Consider the following 14,200-nt stretch of genomic DNA (forward strand, 5'->3'; position numbering starts at 1 on the left):
GATCTTCGCACGGTTGTAAATATAGTTCACCGTCTACGCTTTTGAACATTATTAAATTTAAAAATCATTTGTTCAAACGAGGCGCGACGATGAAGCCACTGCTTGAAGCTCGCCAGATCCGCAAACAGTTCTCCGGCGTTGCCGTGCTGAAGGGCATCGACTTTACGCTATGCGCGGGCCAGGTGCATGCGCTGATGGGGGGCAACGGCGCGGGTAAATCGACGCTGATGAAGATCATCGCCGGCGTCGAAACCCCGGATAGCGGTGAACTGACGATCGGCGAACGCGCGTTTGCGCGCCTTAACCCGGCGCTGGCCCACCAGCTGGGCATCTATCTGGTGCCGCAGGAGCCAATGCTGTTTCCCAACCTCAGCGTGCGCGAGAACATTCTCTTTCGTCTGCCGAAGCGGGCGGATACCAACGCGCGGCTGCAGGAAAAACTGCAGCAGCTGAACTGCCAGATCAACCTCGATGCCAGCGCCAGCACGTTGGAAGTGGCCGATCAACAGATGGTCGAGATCCTGCGCGGGCTGATGCGCGAGGCGCAGATCCTGATCCTGGATGAACCCACCGCCTCTTTAACGCCGGGTGAAACCGAGAGACTGTTTAGCCAGATCCGCGCGTTACAGGCGCTGGACGTTGGGATCGTCTTTATCTCGCACAAACTGCCGGAAATCCGCCAGCTGGCCAGCCATGTGTCGGTGATGCGCGACGGGGCAGTGGTGCTCAGTGGCGAAACGGCGGGCTACGGCGACCAACAGCTTATCAGCGCCATGACGCCGGCCAGCCGCGACCATGCGCTGAGCGACACGCAAAAGCTGTGGCTGGCGCTGCCGGGCAACCGCCGCACCCAGGCGCAGGATTTTCCCGTGCTGCGGGTGGAGGATCTCACCGGCGAAGGTTTTATCGATCTCAGTCTGGAGATCCGCGCCGGGGAGATCGTCGGCCTTGCCGGGCTGGTGGGATCCGGGCGCACCGAATTTGCCGAAACCTTATACGGCCTGCGTCCGCCGCGCGCCGGGAGGATCTGGCTGGAGAACCGCGAGATTAGTCAGGAGAGCACCCGCGCCAGGTTGGCCAGCGGGCTGGTCTATCTGCCGGAAGACCGCCAGGTCTCCGGGCTGTTTCTCGATGCGCCGGTGCGCTGGAACACGGTGATGTTCAATCAGCCGTCGTGGTGGCAGCAGGGGAAACGGGAGGCGGCGGTGGTCGAGCGCTATCACCGGGCGCTGGGGATCAAGTTGGCCGATGGCGACCAGCCGGTGCGCACTCTCTCCGGCGGCAACCAGCAGAAGGTGCTGCTGGCACGCTGTCTGGAAGCTAATCCGTTGCTGCTGATTGTCGATGAGCCGACGCGCGGCGTGGATGTTTCCGCCCGCGCCGATATCTATCAGCTGCTGAAAAGCGTCGCCGCGCAAAATGTGGCGGTGCTGATGATCTCTTCCGATGTGGAGGAGTTCGTCGGTCTGGCCGACCGGGTGCTGGTGATGCATCAGGGCCGCTGCAGCGGCGAGCTGGCGCGGCAGGCGGTGACCGTCGATCGCATGATGACCCTGGCCTTCGGAGGGCAGGCATGAAAACGTTACTGAAGAATCGCGAACTGAGCGCCTTTTTTGCCATCGTGGCGCTGTTTGCCGTGCTGGTGGCGCTCAATCCGGCCTATTTCAGCCTGCAGACGCTGGCGATGATTTTCGCCAGCTCACAAATCCTGTGCCTGCTGGCGCTGGGGGCGACGCTGGTGATGCTGACCCGCAATATCGACGTGTCGGTGGGCTCCACCGTTGGCCTGAGCGCCATCGCCGTTGGGGTAGCGCTGAACAACGGCTACGGGCTGGCGACGGCGATCGCCTTCGCGCTGGCGATAGGCGCGCTGGCCGGGGCTTTTAACGGCCTGCTGGTGGTGGGGCTGCGCATTCCGGCGATCGTCGCGACGCTCGGCACGCTGGGGTTGTATCGCGGGGTGATGCTGCTGTGGACCGGAGGGAAATGGATCGAAGGCTTGCCCGACAGCCTGAAATCGCTCTCGGAGCCCGCGTTTATCGGCGTGTCGCCGCTGGGCTGGCTGGTGCTGGCGCTGCTGCTGGCCGGCGGCTGGCTGCTGTCGCGCACCGCCTCTGGACGTGATTTCTATGCCGTTGGCGATAACCTCGCCGCTGCCCGCCAGCTGGGCGTGGCGGTTAATCGCACGCGGATGCTGGCTTTTACCCTCAACGGTATGCTGGCGGCCTGCGCCGGGATCGTCTTCGCCGCGCAGATTGGCTTTGTGCCCAATCAGACCGGCAGCGGCCTGGAGATGAAAGCCATCGCCGCCTGCGTGCTGGGCGGAATATCGCTGCTCGGCGGCACCGGTACGCTGCTCGGCGCGTTTCTCGGCGCCTTTTTCCTCACCCAAATCGACACCGTGCTGGTGCTGTTCCGCCTTCCTGCCTGGTGGAATGACTTTATCGCCGGCCTGGTGCTGCTCGGGGTGCTGGTGCTTGATGGACGCCTGCGCCAGGCGCTGGCCCGCCATCAGCGGGCGCTGAAGTACGGTCGTTTCCAGCCCGGCAACAAAGGGGGCAAACAGGTTGCCCGCTTTCCCGAACGCAAAAGCAAAGAGGTGGCTTAAATGAAGCTGAAGCTTAACTGGGAAAGCGCGCTGCTGGCGTTATTAGTCGTGGAAATCCTGCTGTTCGGCGCGCTGAATCCGCGCATGCTGGATCTCAATATGCTGCTCTTTAGCACCAGCGACTTTATCTGCATCGGCATCGTCGCGCTGCCGCTGACGCTGGTGATTATCAGCGGCGGGATCGATATTTCGCTGGGCTCGACCATCGGACTGTGCGCCATCGCCCTCGGGGTGATGACCCAGGCGGGCTGGCCGCTGTGGCTGGCGGTGTCGCTGACGTTGCTGCTGGGGCTGCTGTGCGGGCTAATCAACGCCGCGCTGATCCACTACACCGGCATCAGCCCGCTGGTGATCACCCTCGGGACGCTGTATCTGTACGGCGGCGGCGCGCTGCTGCTTTCCGGCATGGCCGGCGCCACCGGTTATGAGGGGATCGGCGGCTTTCCCGACAGCTTCACCGCCTTCGCCAATTTAACTCTGGGCGGGCTGCCGCTGCCGCTGGTGCTGTTCGCGGGTATCACCTTTCTCTTCTGGCTGCTGGCCCATCGCGGGCGCTTTGGCCGCCACCTCTTTTTACTCGGGCAAAACCCGCGCGCCGCGCGCTATGCGGCGCTGTCGGTGAACGGCATCCCGTATGTGCTGTATGGCCTGGTCGGTATTGCCTCGGCGGTCGCGGCGCTGGTGATGGTCTCCTATTTCGGCTCGGCGCGTTCGGATTTAGGCCGTGACCTGCTGATGCCGGCGCTGACCGCGGCGGTGCTCGGTGGGGCCAATATTTACGGCGGCTCGGGATCGATACTGGGTACCGCGCTGGCGGCATTGCTGGTGGGGTATCTGCAACAGGGTTTACAGATGGTCGGCATCCCCAACCAGGTGTCGAGCGCGCTGTCAGGGGCGCTGTTGGTTGTGGTGGTGATGGGGCGTTCGCTGAGCCTGCACCGTGAATGGGTGCGCGCGACCTGGCGGCGTCTTTTCTCGCGTAAAACAATCGGAGCACAACAATGAAAACAAAACGTATCCTGCAGGTCAGCGCGCTGGCGCTGGCGATGAGCGTGGCAACCGCGCAAGCGGCGGACCGTATCGCCTTTATTCCTAAGCTGGTCGGCGTCGGCTTCTTTACCAGCGGCGGCAACGGCGCGAAAGAGGCGGGGAAAGCGCTGGGCGTGGATGTCACCTATGACGGCCCAACCGAGCCCAGCGTCTCCGGCCAGGTGCAGCTTATCAACAACTTCGTCAACCAGGGCTACAACGCGATTATCGTCTCAGCCGTCTCACCGGACGGCCTGTGTCCGGCGCTGAAGCGGGCGATGCAGCGCGGGGTGAAAGTCCTGACCTGGGATTCCGATACCAAGCCGGAGTGCCGCAGCATCTATATCAATCAGGGCACGCCGCAGCAGCTCGGCGGCCTGCTGGTGGAGATGGCGGAAAAGCAGGTGACGAAGCCCGCTGCCAAAGTGGCGTTTTTCTACTCCAGCCCGACGGTGACCGACCAGAACCAGTGGGTGAAGGAAGCCAAAGCCAAAATCGAAAAAGAACATCCGCAGTGGCAAATCGTCACCACCCAGTTTGGCTATAACGATGCCACCAAATCGCTGCAAACTGCCGAGGGGATCTTAAAAGCGTATCCGGATCTCGACGCCATTATCGCGCCGGATGCCAATGCCCTGCCGGCGGCGGCGCAGGCGGCGGAGAACCTCAAGCGTCAGGGCGTGGCGATCGTCGGCTTTAGTACCCCCAATGTGATGCGCCCCTACGTGGAGCGCGGCACGGTGAAAGCCTTTGGTCTGTGGGATGTGGTTCAGCAGGGCAAAATTGCGGTTAACGTCGCCGATCGATTACTGAAAAAGGGCGATCTTAACGTCGGGGATAGCGTTGAGGTGAAAGATATCGGCTCGCTGAAGGTCGAACCGAACAGCGTGCAGGGCTACCAGTATGAGGCGAAGGGCAACGGTATCGTGTTGCTGCCGGAGCGCGTGGTGTTCAGCAAAGAGAACATCAATAACTACGACTTCTGACGGAGGATGAGATGGCTGATTTAGATGATATCAAAGAGGGCAAGGACTTCGGCCTCGACCGCCCGCAGCAGAACACGCTGTACACCCTGAAAGGCTGCGGCTCGCTGGACTGGGGCATGCAGTCGCGGCTGGCGCGCATTTTTAATCCGCACAGCAACCGCACGGTCATGCTGGCCTTCGACCACGGTTACTTCCAGGGGCCAACCACCGGGCTGGAGCGTATCGACCTGTCGATTGCGCCGCTGTTTGAGGAGACCGACGTGCTGATGTGCACCCGCGGCGTTTTGCGCAGCCAGGTACCGGCGGCGACCAATAAACCGGTGGTGCTGCGCGCCTCCGGCGGTAACTCGATTTTAAGCGAACTCTCCAACGAATGCGTGGCGGTGGCGATGGAGGACGCCCTGCGTCTCAACGTTTGCGCGGTGGCGGCGCAGGTCTATATCGGCAGCGAATACGAACATCAGTCGATCAATAACATCATCAAACTGGTGGACGCCGGCAACCGCTACGGTATGCCGGTCCTGGCGGTCACTGGCGTCGGCAAAGAGATGGCCCGCGACGCCCGCTACTTCTCGCTGGCCAGCCGGATTGCCGCCGAAATGGGGGCGCAGTTTGTGAAGACTTATTTTGTTGAGGACGGTTTTGAGAAAGTGACCGCCAGCTGCCCGGTACCGATCGTCATCGCCGGGGGCAAAAAGCTGCCGGAGCATGAGGCGCTGGAGATGTGCTGGCGGGCGATCGACCAGGGGGCGTCCGGGGTGGATATGGGACGCAATATCTTCCAGTCCAGCGCCCCACGGGCGATGCTGAAGGCGGTGAAAAAGGTGGTGCATGAGAATCTGAACGCGCGCGAAGCGTACCAGTTCTGGCAGGAAGAGAAACAGGGAGAGCGGAAATGAACGTGACGCTGGTGGAGATCAATATCAAACCGGAGCGGGTCGACGAGTTTCTCGAGGTATTTCGCGCCAACCACGAAGGCGCGCTGCGGGAGCCGGGCAACCTGCGCTTTGATGTCCTGCAGGATCCGGAAGTGAAGACCCGCTTTTTTATCTACGAAGCCTATAAAGACGATGAGGCGGTGCTGGCGCACAAGAAAACCCCGCACTATTTAGCCTGCGTCGAAAAGCTGGAGGAGATGATGTCGCAGCCGCGGCAGAAGCGCAGCTTTATCGGCCTGCTGCCGCAGGTGTGAGAGAAAACCAGAGGAGAAGGTAACCCCGGCCCTCTCCCATGGAGAGAGGGTCGGGGGGAGGGGCAGTGTATTACGCCTCTGCAACCGAGACGCGCAGGGCCGCCAGCGCCTTACGCGCCGCCTTCAGCACCTGCTCGCACTGCTCAAGGGTGAGCGTCAGCGGCGGTTCAACGCGGATCGTCTTGGCGTTGTTTAACGTCCCGGCGACCAGCACCCGCTGTCTGAACATCTCGCTGGCAAAGTCGTAGCCAATCTCGTTATCGACAAACTCGATGGCCATCAGCATGCCTTTCCCGCGCACATCATTTACCAGGTCCGGATACTCCTGCGCCAGCAGGCGGAAACCGTCCAGCAGCATATCGCCTTTCTGCGCCGCCTGCGCCGGCAGGTTTTGCGTCAACAGCACGTTGATGGTCGCCAGCGCCGCCGCACAGGCCAGCGGGTTGCCGCCGAAGGTGGTGGTGTGCAGGAACGGGTTGTCGAACAGCACGGAGAAGACCTCCTCCGTCGCCACCGTCGCGCCGATCGGCATCACGCCGCCGCCGAGCGCTTTCGCCAGACACAGGATGTCGGGCTGAACGTTCTCATGCTCACAGGCGAACATCTTGCCGGTGCGGCCCATACCGGTCTGCACTTCGTCGAGGATCAGCAGGGCGCCAAACTCGTCGCACAGTTTGCGCACCGCCGGCAAATACCCCGTCGGCGGCAGGATCACCCCCCCTTCGCCCTGAATCGGCTCAAGGATCACCGCTGCGACGTCGTCGCCGGTTTTCTTGCACTCGCTCAGCATGGTGCGCATGGCGTTGATATCGCCGAACGGCACATGGCGGAAGCCCGGCAGCAGCGGCATAAACGGTTTGCGGAAAGTCGACTTGGCGGTGGCCGACAGCGCCCCCAGCGATTTGCCGTGGAAGGCGCCGCTGGTGGCGATGAAGGTGAATTTACCTCGCGGCGACTGATAGGCTTTCGCCAGCTTGATGGCCGCCTCTACCGATTCGGTACCGCTGTTGCAGAAGAAGCTGTACTTCAGTTTGCCGGGCGTTAAGGCCGCCAGGGTTTTCGCCAGCATCGCGCGTAGCGGGTCCAGCAGTTCCTGACTGTGAAGCGGTTGTTTCGCGAGTTGATTCTCGACGGCGGATACCACAACTGGATTACGGTGCCCTACATTGAAGATGCCAAACCCGCCAAGGCAGTCGATAAACTCCTGTCCCTGGGTGTCGACAAGCGTATTTAACCCTCCCGCTTGCCACTCTACGGCTCCGTAATCCCCGCCGGCTGTGACCGATTTTCGATACTCTAAAAACCCCGGATTCACATGCTCTTTAAAGTATTCTCTAACCTCCTGGTTAAGTGCTTTCATTTCCTCATGGTCAAGCGTGCGCTTTTCAATGAGATTCAGTGCGTGTGCGCTGCAGGCCAGAGCCGATGCGCTGGAAGGTAACCTGTTCAAAATGTGCTCCTGGGGCGGACGTATCACACGATACTGGATTAAGTATTGCAGGGATTACGCCAGTTCGGCAGAAGCGGTGGAAATCGGGATAAATGCAAAGTAAAAGACGAAATGTGTAAAATTTAATCTCATGGCGCCATTATTGGCACGTTTTATTCCTGAGCTGGCGAGATTTTCTGCCTTGCGGCCTTTAGCGGGACGATCCGTCGTGGTGCGGGCTGCCCCAGCGCGGGGCAGCCGATGGTGAGAAAAGAGGCTTAGTCTAGCTGGGAGATCTCCATCGCCGCACGGTCGATAATGCCAATGATCTGCTTGAGCTGGGCGGCGCTGCTGGCCTGCTGGTTCACTTTCAGGTCGAGGACCGCTTTGAAATTCTCCAGCGCGCGCTTCATCTGCGGATCTCTGCGCAGCTCGCAGCCGACCATCCGCGCCTGCAAACGCGCCTGGATATGGGCCAGGTGCTCCTGGTTCTCCGCGTGCAGCTGTTTCCCCTCTTCGCTGATGACGATTTTTTTGCGTCCGTTGTCGTCTTCCACGCTGATAAGCCCCTGGTCCTGGAGCAGATCCAGCGTCGGGTAGATCACCCCCGGGCTGGGGCTGTAGTTCCCCTGGGTGAGGGTTTCGATCTCTTTGATCAGCTCATAGCCGTGGCTGGCGCTGCGGCTGAGGATGTCCAGAATAATCAGCCGCAGTTCGCCGTGGCCAAAGAAACGCTGGCGACGTCCGCCGCCGCGACGGCCATGGTCGCCGTGTTCGCTGGGATCGCTGTGGCGCCCGCGTGGCCCACGCCCCTCTTCATGATGATGTCGCATGGTTACCTCCTGCTATGTTTTGATATATCTAATTTATATCTAAAAAATGAATTCTCGCAATGCTGGTTGTGATTTATTTTTTAATTTGTTGATATTTATCTCTTTATTTTTGATGCTGGTATTTTAATGCGGTTTGTTTTGACTATATCAAAAAAAGACTTGCATTCTTTTTAGATGGCAATCATTATCATTTGCATCGAGTTTAGATATATCTATTTACTGTTCACGAAGGCGATCGATGATGACAAAAACCAAAGCAGACAAGTACCCGCAGCGTGTCCGCAATGAGCTGCGTTTCCGTGAGCTGACGGTGCTGCGCGTGGAGCGCGCAGGCGCGGCCTTCCAGCGCATCGTGCTGGGAGGCGAGGCGCTGGAAGGTTTCGTTTCCCGCGGCTTTGACGACCACACCAAGCTTTTCTTCCCGGAGCCTGGCGCGGCGTTTGCCCCGCCACAGGTGACCGAGGAGGGGATCGACTGGGGTGAGGGCGTGCGGCCTGCTACCCGCGACTATACGCCGCTGTACGATGCCGAACGCCATGAGCTGGCGTATGACTTCTTTATCCACGATGGCGGAATTGCCAGCCGCTGGGCGCTGGAGGCAAAAGTGGGCGATAAGCTGGTGATCGGCGGTCCGCGCGGCTCGCTGGTGGTGCCGGAGGATTACGCCTGGCAGTTATATGTCTGCGATGAGTCCGGTATGCCGGCGCTGCGTCGTCGCCTGCTGGGATTGCGTCAGCTGGCGGTGACGCCGCAGGTGACGGCCATCGTCACTATCGCTGATGCGTCATATAAAGATTATTTGGCGGATCTCGACGGCTTTAACATCGAGTGGGTGGTGGGCCACCATCCGGCGTTCGTCGCCGAGCGTCTGGCGCAGGTGAAGGTGCCGGCGGAGGATTATTTCATCTGGCTGACCGGCGAAGGCGCGGTGGTGAAATCGCTGCTGGCGCGCTTTGAAGATGAGAGCATCGATCAGCAGCTGGTGCGTTCGCAGGCGTACTGGCACAGCAAGTAAAAAGCCATCGTGGTAAAACCCGGATAGCGGCGCGTAGCGCCTTATCCGGGCTAACCGCGGTGCCGTTTTTTGTCGGGTGTCGGCTAACGCCTTACCCGACCTACCCTTCGGCGCTGTGACGTTGCCCCGGTAAGCGCAGCGCCACCGGGGAGGCTTATCGTTCCGCCAGCGCCTTAAACACCATCGCCACCGCGTGGGCGCCGGGGTCCATGTTGCCGAGCAGGCTGTCGCTGTTGAGATAGGACGCTCGTCCGGCGCCGGCTTTGCTCGACTGGCAGGTGCGATCCGCGCCGGCCTGCGCCGCGGCAAAAGCGGCCTGCAGGTTCTCCGGTTCGGCCAGCAGCGCCGTCAGCGCCGGCTGCAGAGCATCGATCATTGTCCGGTCGCCTTCATCGGCGCCGCCGTAAAATTTCATCTGCTCCAGACCAGCGTTCAGCGCCTCGGCCACGCTGGCGCCTTGCTCCAGTTTCTGCCCGGCAGCGGTGAAGAAGATCGACATCAATACCCCGCTGGAGCCGCCCATCACCACCGTCAGGCGTTCGCCCGTCAGCGCAAACAGCGTGGGCAGGTCGTTGAGCGGCAGCTGCTGGCGCTGCAGCAGGTCGGCAATCTCACGCGCCCCGGCGGCGAAGGTGGAGCCGGTATCGCCATCGCCCACTTTGGCATCCAGCGCGTTGAGATGATCTTCAAGCCCGACGAGGGTGCTGGTCACCTGCGCGACGTAATCGCCCACCTGCGGGTTGGCAGAGGGCGTAAAGTCGACGCGTGCGCTGGCGAGAGTGGAGGGCATGATGTTAACTGTCCGCGGCTGCACCGGCCGTGGCCAGCCGGCGGTTTCCACATCCGCCAGCAGCGCTTTCTCAATACTCTCTTCCAGCACGATGGCGCTCAGCGAGAAACCCTTCATATCCAGGGCCGTCACCAGCGAGGCCGGGCCAATCAGCCAGTCAACGCGTGCCTGCAGCGGCGTGTTAGCCAGTTCGCGAGTCAGGATCGCCATTTCGGCCACCGACACGCCGCCGAGGTTATTGAGCATCACCGCCAGACGGCCGGTTTCCGGCAGGGCGGCGGTCAGTTTTTCCACCATCAGGTTGATGATGTCCGCACTGTTTTGCGTGGCGATGGTGGAGGCGCCAGGCTCGCCGTGGATGCCCATTCCCAGCTCGGCGTGACCGGCCTGATGGCGCGGCGCGCTGTCGGCCTCCTGTGGCAGATGGCAGCTGGCCAGCGCCACCCCGATGCTGGCGGTGTGGTTGGCGGCGTACCGCGCTTCGCGCAGAACGGTGGCGAGGTTGTAGCCGCGTTCGGCAAAATAGCCCGCCACCTTATGGACGAACAGCGTACCGGCGATGCCCCGCGGCTGTTTATTATCCGGCAGCGAAATGTCGTCGCCAACGATCAGCATTTCCACGTTGTAGCCAAGACGGCGCGCTTTCTCCGCCGCCAGGCCAAAGTTCAGCCGGTCGCCGGTATAGTTTTTTACGATCAGCAGGCAGCCCGCCTCGCCGGTCACCGCCTGAATGGCGGTAAGCACCGCGTCGACGCTCGGCGAGGCGAACAGATCGCCACAGACTGCGGCGGTCAGCATGCCTTTACCAATAAAGCCGACGTGCGCCGGTTCGTGGCCGGCGCCGCCGCCGGAGATCACCGCCACGTTGTTTTTATTCAGGTCGCGACGGACCACCACCCGGATCGCCGGGTCGCTCTCCAGCCGGGCGAGGTTATTCCACGGACTGGCGATGATGGTTCCCTCAATCACGTCGTTGACGAGGCTGGCGCGCTGGTTAAAAAAGAATTGAGACATAGTGGTTCCTGAAGAGTAAGCGAAAACTCACCCTCCGGAGGCAGACCTCCGGAGCGGTAACGGTCAAAGTGGATTTAGTGGCGGATAAGGCGCTGGTGGCGCATATCGAGCGTGATGGGCTCGCCGGGCTGCACGCTGTTCAGCGCCTCGCCCTGCTGGCACAGCCAGGCGATCCCCGCCGCGCGGGCGATAATCGCGCCGTGGGCCTGTTCGCTGCCGTCGCGCAGGCACAGGCCTTTGACGCGACTGGCATCCAGTTGCAGGACGGTCGACGGGAACATGTTGTCGGCGATAATAATGGTCGGCTCGCCGGGCGTCGGCAGCGTCTCCTGAACGTCCTGCAGATGGCGCAGGGTGCGCTGCAGAATATCTTCGATATCGATATAGCGCGCCTGCAGATAGGGGTCATCCAGCTGGCGATACTGCTGGCTGAGCTCCATCAGCACCTGATGCCACGCCCATTCCGCCGAGCACGGCTCGGTGAGCAGACGATCGTTGGCGGCATCAAACAGATCCTCATCGTCGAGCAGGGTGTGGTGCCCGGCGAAAATCGCCGCGATGTCGGCGTTAAATTTATTCTCCGCCAGCTCGGTCAGGGCGGTGAGCTCCGCCAGCGTCTGGTCGATGGCCCGGCGCAGTCGCTGCTGCTCGCGGGCGACATCGGCGGCGGCTGGACGCACCGGTTGGATCAGGGCCAGCGAATAGCGCAGCGCGATGCCTTCGACGCGCCCGGAGGTGGCCGGGGCCGCTGCCGGTTGCGCCGCAGGCGATTCGCCGAAGTTATCGGCGGCCAGCGCCTGAAACGCCGCCAGCGCCGCATCGGCCTCTGGCCCACGGGCCAGCAGGCGCAGCTTGTCGTTGCGTCGCACCTGCAACAGGGCGATTTGGTTGAGGCTGTCCGGTTTGACGCACTTCCCGTTTTTCTCCAGCAGCAGATCGGCGTTAAAGCCTGCCAGCGCGGCGACCAGCTTCGACGCCGGACGCACGTGCAGGCCGTTGTGGTTCTGTATGACCACCGCAAGCGATTTGCTGTCGCCATCGTCGGCAAGCGTCGGCGTCGGGGCGGCGTCAGGGGTTGGCGAAGGTAAACCCAGCTGGATCCGTTTGGCCTCCAGGGCGTTCATGGCGTCGGCGATCACTTTGTCGATCCCGGCGCCGGAGGCGGCGCTGACGGTGGCCGCCAGCGTCCCCTCCACCAGCGGCGCGGCGCACAGCCGCACCTTCGCGGCAATCGCCGGATCGAGCAGATCGAGAGCGGTCTCGGCGCTGAGCAACGCGCTGCCGATATCCATCATCACCAGCACGTGGTCGGTGTCGGCGACGGATTCGATCGCTTCCATGACCTTGATCGGGTCGGTGCCGATCGGGCTGTCGGGGTCGTCGATCCCGGCGGCGATCGCCAGCTTGCAGCCGTCGTTGATTAACATCTGCCGGGCCAGTTCTCCGACACCTTCGCCCAGCCGGGCGCTATGAGAAACAATAACCAGGTTTACCATCGCGATTTCCTTACTCTTTGGCCGCGGCGGCCAACATCTGCATCATAAACATCACTGACGTGGCGCCCGGATCCTGATGGCCGATGCTGCGTTCGCCAAGGTAGCTGGCGCGGCCTTTGCGCGCCTGCATGGTGATGGTGCTGTGGGCGCCGGCTTCCGCTGCTTTGCAGGCGGCATCCAGCGCGGCGGCGATCGACAGGTGCTGCTCGCTGGACTGGCGCAGGGAGTCCACCACCGGCAGCCAGACGTCGCACATGGTTTTATCCCCCGGCTCCGCTTTGCCGCGGTTGACGACGCCGTCCGCGCCTTCGCGGATCATCAGGTACAGTTCGTCGAGCGTCAGGCTCTGGTGAGCCTGAGTGACCTGCGCGGCGCGAATGAAGAAGGTGCCGAACAGCGGGCCGCTGGCGCCGCCGACGTTGGAGAGCAGCGTCATGCCGGTGTTTTTGAGGATAAAGCCAATATCTTTATCGGCAATCGACGGCAGCTTTTCCACCACCTTGCTGAAGCCGCGGTGCATGTTCAGGCCGTGATCGGCATCGCCGATCTCTTTATCGAGGCCGGTGAGAAAATCGCTCTCTTTGGTGAAGATATCGCCGCAGCGGTACAGCCAGTCGACGATTTGCGTTCTGTTCAGTGACATGTCGTGCTCCTTAGTTTCCCCAGTTTAGCGCCGGGGTATGAACCGGGGCGTCCCATAGCGCCAGCGTCTCATCATCCACTTTCAGCAGAGTGATGGAGAAGCCCGCCATATCCAGCGAGGTACAGTAGCTACCGACGAGGTTGCGTTCGATGATGATGCCGGACGCTTCGCAGCGCTGGGCGAGACGGTGATACACACCGTACAGTTCGGACAGCGGGGTGGCGCCGAGGTTATTGACCAGCGCGATGACCCGGTCGCCGTTTTGCAGCGCGGTTTTGCTCTGCTTCACTTCCTGCCACGCGCCCTTGACGGTATCCCACTGGCGCAGCGTGCGGCTGTAGGCGCCATTCTCCAGCAGGGTATCGAACATCTCATCGACGGTTTGGTTCAGCGAGCTGAAGCGACGGCGGTCGATGCCCGGCTCGCCGTGAATGCCGACGCCGAACTCCATTTCATCGTCCTGCAGGGTAAAGGAAGGTTGTCCGGCGGCCGGTACGGTGCAGGCGCCGAGGGCGATGCCAATGGAGTGACCGAGATTATTCAGGCGGCGCCCCAGTTCAGCGCAGGCCTCCAGCGAATCGCCGCGCTCGGCGGCGGCGCCGACCAGTTTTTCGATCAGTACGGTATTGGCGACGCCGCGGCGGCCTGCGGTATAGAGACTGTCCTTCACCGCCACGTCGTCGTCGACCACCACGGTGGTGACTTTAATGCCGCTCTCATGCAGCAGCTCGGTGGCGGTTTCGAAGTTCAGGATGTCGCCGGTGTAGTTTTTGATAATCAGCAGGACGCCTTCGCCGCCGTCAATCTGCATCGCGCATTCGAACATTTTATCCGGCGTCGGCGAGGTGAAGATTTCCCCCGGGCAGGCGCCAGAAAGCATCCCTTGGCCGATATAGCCACAGTGCATTGGCTCATGGCCGCTGCCGCCGCCGGAGAGGAGGGCGACCTTGCCGGCCACCGGCGCATCGGCGCGGGTGACGTACAGCGGGTCCTGATGCAGGGTCAGCTGCGGGTGGGCTTTAGCAAGCCCCTGTAATTGTTCATTCAGTACATCTTCAACACGGTTAATCAGCTTTTTCATTATTCAGTGCTCCGTTGGAGAAGGTTCGATGCGGCCTCTCTGCTGGCGGAGGCGGTCATCGCGTAGGGGTATCGTCTGACGGTG

At 61.6% G+C, this 14,200-nt stretch carries 13 protein-coding genes; 7 read left to right on the forward strand and 6 right to left on the reverse strand.

The features are described 5' to 3' along the window. Positions 1–89: 89 nt before the first annotated feature. Genes lsrA through lsrG form a run of 6 tightly spaced genes read left to right on the forward strand, consistent with a single transcriptional unit; the run spans position 90 to position 5,815 of the window. Positions 90–1,577: an autoinducer 2 ABC transporter ATP-binding protein LsrA gene (gene lsrA, locus ABLV76_RS09235; RefSeq protein ID WP_348878285.1), complete on the forward strand. Its 1,488-nt coding sequence runs from the start codon at positions 90–92 to the stop codon at positions 1,575–1,577. Beyond that, on the forward strand, positions 1,574–2,608 hold the full coding sequence (gene lsrC / locus ABLV76_RS09240; protein WP_200927752.1) for an autoinducer 2 ABC transporter permease LsrC: 1,035 nt from the start codon (positions 1,574–1,576) through the stop codon (positions 2,606–2,608). The genes lsrA and lsrC overlap by 4 nt, the downstream gene beginning before the upstream one ends. Next, a complete protein-coding gene (lsrD, locus tag ABLV76_RS09245) occupies positions 2,609–3,613 on the forward strand; it encodes an autoinducer 2 ABC transporter permease LsrD (RefSeq protein ID WP_004206102.1) in 1,005 nt (334 codons plus the stop codon). Next, the gene (gene lsrB / locus ABLV76_RS09250) at positions 3,610–4,623 is read left to right on the forward strand and encodes an autoinducer 2 ABC transporter substrate-binding protein LsrB (protein ID WP_004206101.1); all 1,014 of its coding nucleotides are present in this window, start codon (positions 3,610–3,612) and stop codon (positions 4,621–4,623) included. Before lsrD ends, lsrB begins: the two co-directional genes overlap by 4 nt. An 11-nt stretch (positions 4,624–4,634) precedes the next feature. Further along, positions 4,635–5,522, forward strand: a complete 888-nt coding sequence (lsrF, locus tag ABLV76_RS09255; RefSeq protein ID WP_004206100.1) for a 3-hydroxy-5-phosphonooxypentane-2,4-dione thiolase — start codon at positions 4,635–4,637, stop codon at positions 5,520–5,522. Then, positions 5,519–5,815 (forward strand): (4S)-4-hydroxy-5-phosphonooxypentane-2,3-dione isomerase, encoded by a 297-nt coding sequence (gene lsrG / locus ABLV76_RS09260; protein ID WP_004181386.1) that lies wholly within the window; start codon positions 5,519–5,521, stop codon positions 5,813–5,815. Before lsrF ends, lsrG begins: the two co-directional genes overlap by 4 nt. 70 nt (positions 5,816–5,885) lie before the next feature. Here the strand turns inward: lsrG and ygjG are convergent, their stop codons facing one another. Both ygjG and ABLV76_RS09270 read right to left on the reverse strand, forming a co-directional pair. Beyond that, positions 5,886–7,265 (reverse strand): putrescine aminotransferase, encoded by a 1,380-nt coding sequence (gene ygjG / locus ABLV76_RS09265; RefSeq protein WP_025999194.1) that lies wholly within the window; start codon positions 7,263–7,265, stop codon positions 5,886–5,888. A 257-nt stretch (positions 7,266–7,522) separates the two neighbouring features. Then, the gene (locus tag ABLV76_RS09270) at positions 7,523–8,077 is read right to left on the reverse strand and encodes a PadR family transcriptional regulator (RefSeq protein ID WP_023319181.1); all 555 of its coding nucleotides are present in this window, start codon (positions 8,075–8,077) and stop codon (positions 7,523–7,525) included. Positions 8,078–8,315: 238 nt separating this feature from the next. On the opposite strand from ABLV76_RS09270, the gene ABLV76_RS09275 reads away from it, so the two are divergent. After that, the gene (locus ABLV76_RS09275; RefSeq protein ID WP_074442618.1) at positions 8,316–9,092 is read left to right on the forward strand and encodes a siderophore-interacting protein; all 777 of its coding nucleotides are present in this window, start codon (positions 8,316–8,318) and stop codon (positions 9,090–9,092) included. A 154-nt stretch (positions 9,093–9,246) separates the two neighbouring features. On the opposite strand, the gene ABLV76_RS09280 is transcribed toward ABLV76_RS09275, so the two are convergent. The 4 genes from ABLV76_RS09280 to dhaK form a co-directional block, all read right to left on the reverse strand. Further along, positions 9,247–10,896 carry a glycerone kinase gene (locus ABLV76_RS09280; protein ID WP_043520960.1) on the reverse strand — a complete coding sequence of 550 codons (1,650 nt, stop codon included), beginning with the start codon at positions 10,894–10,896 and terminating at the stop codon, positions 9,247–9,249. A 74-nt stretch (positions 10,897–10,970) separates the two neighbouring features. After that, positions 10,971–12,392, reverse strand: a complete 1,422-nt coding sequence (gene dhaM, locus ABLV76_RS09285) for a dihydroxyacetone kinase phosphoryl donor subunit DhaM (protein WP_048295610.1) — start codon at positions 12,390–12,392, stop codon at positions 10,971–10,973. A 10-nt stretch (positions 12,393–12,402) separates the two neighbouring features. Beyond that, positions 12,403–13,035: a dihydroxyacetone kinase subunit DhaL gene (dhaL, locus tag ABLV76_RS09290; protein ID WP_017899726.1), complete on the reverse strand. Its 633-nt coding sequence runs from the start codon at positions 13,033–13,035 to the stop codon at positions 12,403–12,405. A gap of 10 nt (positions 13,036–13,045) precedes the next feature. Further along, entirely contained in the window at positions 13,046–14,116 is a 1,071-nt protein-coding gene (gene dhaK / locus ABLV76_RS09295) for a dihydroxyacetone kinase subunit DhaK (RefSeq protein WP_049093385.1), read from the reverse strand. Between the last annotated feature and the right edge of the window lie 84 nt (positions 14,117–14,200).

It is taken from the genome of Klebsiella sp. GB_Kp047, from assembly GCF_040065235.1.
Classification (GTDB): Bacteria; Pseudomonadota; Gammaproteobacteria; order Enterobacterales; family Enterobacteriaceae; genus Klebsiella; species Klebsiella quasipneumoniae.